Origin of the sequence: Rhodococcus sp. LB1, assembly GCF_001583455.1 — a bacterium.
In the GTDB taxonomy this organism is placed as follows: Bacteria; Actinomycetota; Actinomycetes; order Mycobacteriales; family Mycobacteriaceae; genus Rhodococcus_F; species Rhodococcus_F opacus.
Genome location: NZ_LTCZ01000042.1, coordinates 1 through 4359, shown reverse-complemented (window position 1 = coordinate 4359; position 4359 = coordinate 1). Strand labels below are relative to the sequence as shown.

4 protein-coding genes and 2 pseudogenes are annotated in these 4359 nt (G+C 63.6%); 2 read left to right on the top strand and 4 right to left on the bottom strand.

Annotated features, from left to right (window positions below; genetic code table 11):
* A pseudogene (locus AZG88_RS51580) lies at positions 1 to 150 on the top strand (alcohol dehydrogenase); the annotation flags it as partial.
* Between the two features lie 934 nt (positions 151 to 1084).
* On the opposite strand, the gene AZG88_RS08185 reads toward AZG88_RS51580, so the two are convergent.
* Positions 1085 to 1534, bottom strand: a complete 450-nt coding sequence (locus AZG88_RS08185) for a nuclear transport factor 2 family protein (RefSeq protein WP_061697425.1) — start codon at positions 1532 to 1534, stop codon at positions 1085 to 1087.
* A 345-nt stretch (positions 1535 to 1879) separates the two neighbouring features.
* Between AZG88_RS08185 and AZG88_RS49640 the strand changes: the two are divergent.
* Positions 1880 to 2069, top strand: a pseudogene (locus AZG88_RS49640) (cold-shock protein).
* Here the strand turns inward: AZG88_RS49640 and AZG88_RS08180 are convergent.
* From AZG88_RS08180 to AZG88_RS08170, 3 genes are all read right to left on the bottom strand, one after another.
* Positions 2066 to 2377: a hypothetical protein gene (locus tag AZG88_RS08180; protein WP_231913879.1), complete on the bottom strand. Its 312-nt coding sequence runs from the start codon at positions 2375 to 2377 to the stop codon at positions 2066 to 2068. The pseudogene AZG88_RS49640 and the gene AZG88_RS08180 sit on opposite strands and share 4 nt — an antisense overlap.
* A gap of 286 nt (positions 2378 to 2663) precedes the next feature.
* On the bottom strand, positions 2664 to 3029 hold the full coding sequence (locus AZG88_RS08175; protein WP_231913878.1) for a TetR family transcriptional regulator C-terminal domain-containing protein: 366 nt from the start codon (positions 3027 to 3029) through the stop codon (positions 2664 to 2666).
* 220 nt (positions 3030 to 3249) lie between these two features.
* Complete coding sequence (locus AZG88_RS08170) at positions 3250 to 4257, bottom strand: LacI family DNA-binding transcriptional regulator (RefSeq protein ID WP_025432762.1); 1008 nt, start codon at positions 4255 to 4257, stop codon at positions 3250 to 3252.
* Between the last annotated feature and the right edge of the window lie 102 nt (positions 4258 to 4359).

Genomic DNA, 4359 nt, shown 5'->3' with positions numbered 1-4359 from the left:
ACCCAGGAAATGCTCGACTTCTGCGCCACCCACAACATCGGATCCGACATCGAAGTCATCCCCGCCGACAAGATCAACCAGGCATACGAGCGGGTCCTCGCCTCCGACGTCCGATACCGCTTCGTCATCGACACCACCACCCTGAACTGACCCCACCATGAACGCCCGCCGCACCCGGGTTCCGGCGGGCGTTCACCTACACCTGAACGTCCCCGAGCACACGCGCTTCTCAGCCGTGATCCTCGGAGGACCTGCCGTCAGTGTCACCCTTGTGCGAGTTTGCGAGTTGGAGTGCTGTCGGCGTCGTAGGACCGGGCCAGCGCCACCGGTGCAAAGCTGCTCCCTGATCACGTCCATCTCACGGCACTACATTCGAGGGCCCTAACCGAACACCGACACTAGTCGGGATCGGAGAGCCTACTTGGCAACAACCACGCTGCCGCCTCCGGATCGAGCGCTATAGACGCCTATAACGCTGTAATCGGGGTCGACAAGGCGTCCACACTCGATCGGTTCCATCCAGCGCATGGAGGCCACCGGGCCGTCATCGAACAACCCTCCGCGCTCTCCCTGGTGCATGCTGCGCAGGCTGGTCTTGATGTTGCTCCGCACCGGTCCCGGGCACAGGACGGTGGCTCCGATCGCTCCTCCGTCCTCGGCCAGTTCGGCTGCCAGGACTTAGGTGAGGCCGACGGCACCGAACTTCGAGGCGATGTACGAGCCCCAGTGCCGGCATGGCGATGAGACCGGACATCGATGAGGTGTTGACGATGTGTCCGCCGCCGGGGTTGGTCTTGATCAGGGGGGAGGAAGGCGTGCATAGCGTGGATGACTCCGCAGAGGCTGACACGGATCATCCATTTCCTGTCGGCAAGGGTGAGGTCGGCGATGCGTCCTATCGACCCGCTCCGGCATTGTTGACCAGTACGTGGACCGCTCCGCGGCGAGCGACGACCTCATCGGCAAGGGCACTGTCACGTTGACGGAGAAGCCGATGTCCTCCCCGTCGTCACCGAATACGGTTCCGCCGCTGTCGTCGACGAGCTCGACGACCGGAAGCGGCCGGTGGCTTCCATGACGGTATCTATTCGCCGTCGGACCAGCTGACGTGCTGGGTCAGACTCTCGATACGCCAGCCATCCGATGTGCGGAGCATGTGGTTGATGTACGAGCCGCGCAACAGGAAGAACCCGCCCTCGGACCCCTCACGGTAGTGCTGCGCGTACATATACGAGTAGCAGAGCGCCCGGTCCGAATCGTTCTCGTCGAACTCGATGACGTGGTTGGTGCTGAGGTGCTGAGTTGCCGTGTAACCGCCGAGCGCCCCGCGAACAATGCCGACCAAGTCGTCGCGGGCGAAATCTGCTGCAGGCATCCCGTTCTCGGAGTAGTCCGCGTGAACGGGATCGGTGAAGCGATCGGCGAACATCTCCCAGTCGGCACGGTCCACGGCCATCGCGTATTTGATGACCCGCTCGCTGATGAGGGCACGGTCTTCGAGCTGGCGAATTCGTGATTCGAGATCAGTGGTCATGGGAAGTCCTTCCAAAGGATCACGCCATTCTTCTTCCAAGGCCCCAACCGTACGACCCGAGGACGACTTCGATACTCGCCCAACTGCGGCTTCGCGAGGAAGCCATCGAACCTCGAACTCGTCACGTCAACGCCGAGGTTATGGAATTCCTCCCGCTGCCCGCGCGACCCTGATCCGCCCCGTCGGCAGTGGCTGCCGAAGAGGTCGTCACAACGACCGTTTCAGTGACTGATCGTCGATCGACGAACGACTGGCGGCAAAGTCAAGAGGTCGCAGTGATCTCGAGCAGGACTTCGCTGTGAATGCCCGGATCGAGGGTGAGAGAGTGTCGGCGTAGCGCAGGACATTGTGAAGTGGTTCAACGGTGAGAGGATCTTCGGTTTCATCGCACCCGACAATGGAGCTCCGGACGTCTTGGTGGACTTCTCGGAGATCACGGCAGTGGCTACGAGTCGCACGACGAGAACCAGCGTGTGGAGTTCGAGGCGGCAAGGGGCAGAAGGGCTCGCAGGCCACGAACACCCGGGGTGTCTAACGAGTCCGCGGGACCGCATCCGGCGGGTGCGACCCTCTGACCAGGCCGGCAGCGCCGGCAGCCACCCACGGAACCACAACCGCGACGGCCTTGATCGCACCGGACCGTCCGACCAGTCGGGCGCTGCGGATCCCCACCAGAAGGTCGCCGGTGTCACTGGCCAGCCCAGCCGCCGCCCAGCGGCGGAACTCGGCGCGCCGGCCCCGCGTCCGGGCCAGAACCGCACCCCCACCGAGGACGAGGTCGCGGACCCCGACCGTCCGCATCAGCAGGGTGTTCGTACCGTTACCGGCGTCCGCGGTAGGCAACGCGACGGTGGGCGCGCGATGAGCAGCACGCCGACGCCGATCCGGGCCGACGCAAGGAGCAGCGAAATATCGAAGCGCGCAGTCATGATGAGGACATTATCGCCAAGCACAAGCAAGTGGCGTCGTCGAGCGACCTCCGCAGTAGCCACCGACGACCGTCGCGGCGAAGCTTCCCATCCATTGATGATGTGCCCAGTGCGTCTGGTTCGAGGCCGAACATTCATCGACGTTGGCGATGACGTGATGTTCGGCTGGGTTCGCCGCGGTCGCGGCTCCGCCCAGCTGATCAGTAGGTAACACCGGGCGATCCCGGGCCCCGAAGGTAGTCGATCAGAGTGTCGAGGACGGCTTCGAGATCCTCGACACTGCCCGTCGACCGCAGGACCTGCACCCCACCCTGAATTCCCGCAATGAACGCCGACGCGGTGCGCGACGCATCCAGTTCTGCCCGGATCTGCCCTGCCGCCTGCATCACCTCGATCCCGGCCGCGACGTGGGTCCGCCACTGTGCCAACAGCGTTCGGACCACTTCGTAGGCCCCCGGCGTTCCGCCCGCCTGGGCCAGCAGCGACCCGAGCGGACAGTGCGCTCCCTGAGCGCGGTAGCGGGTGACAACGCACCCCCGGGGGGGCAGACTCGGTCGCATTCGCATGTCGACGTGCCCCGGCGACGGTGGAGGTCGTGAAGTCGGCCTTCACGTGGATCAGGGCGACGATCGTCATGACGACCATGACGGTGGCGATGATCGGCATCGTCCACCGCTCGAAGGCCTCGATTGCGTAGTACCCCCAGGTGGCAATGCCGACCTGGACTGCCATGATTAGTGTCAACGCGTCTCCGCGGCCTCTCAGTGGGGATCAGGCGGACAGCCTTCAACTCGGTTGTGCATCAGAGGCATCGACAGTTCGATGCAAGTTCGCCGCATGAAAACGGTGCAGTGTTTCGGATGGAGGTGCAGTGGACACTTCAACGAGCAAGTCCATGGCCTCGTGGCCGAAACTGCGCGGGGCAAGATCTACTGCGAAGATCTGAGAACTTCCCAACTCACTGACGGGGTCGCCAGCCAGGGAGGCGACGCGGAAACCGTGCTCGCTGTTGACGTCGGGAGTCTTCCCGAGCGAGTGCAGCATCGGGAGGGCGCGCCCGGCCAATCCTTGGGGCCCGAACACGATTGCGTCGACGGCGCATTCACCAGTCAATTTCTCGAGAGCAGCGAACAGTTCGTCCTCGTTGGGGTCTGCGGGTAAGAGAAGCATGTGCGGCTCGATGCCCTCACGGAGGCACCACTCTTCGAAGCTGCTCTTCGAGTCGGCGGCCCAATGGGGGCCGCGTAGTGATTCCAGGCCGACGTAGCCCGGACGCCGCGTACCTGTTGATTTGAGTTGCTCGAGAACAAAGTCGACGACGGCGCGATGGTCGATCTCGATCGTTCCCACCGTTTGCGCGGGCAGTGGAAGGGGGCCGCTCCGTCCGGCGAAGACGATCGGGATCGCGGCCCGCAGCATCCTGTCGACTATCGGGTCGTCGTCGAGAGCATCGATGACGATCGCGCCGTCGACCTGGAAGTGTTCGGACGTTCGCGTATGGAGCGTGAGATCTCGTCCGACGGACGCGGCTGCGTCCGCTGCTCCGAAAGCGAAGTGCATGTAGAAGGACAGCCCTCGGACCTCCGAGGGGATGTACAAACCGAACGCGCCGGTCGTTCGCCGACGCAATGACCGGGCGGCACGATTCGACACGTATCCCATCGACTGTGCGGCCGTCATCACCCGCTGACGAGTGGCCTCCGACACCCGACCGGATCCGATCAAAGCATCGGAGACCGTCGTCTTCGACAGCCCGAGTTCGCGAGCCAGGTCGATGATCGTCACTGCCGGCATGCCGCAATCGTACTGAGGTTCCGGTTTGGAAACTTCGACAACGCTCCTTGACATGTGACCGGGGCTACGTGACGATGAAAATATGCCGGAACGTTCCGGCAT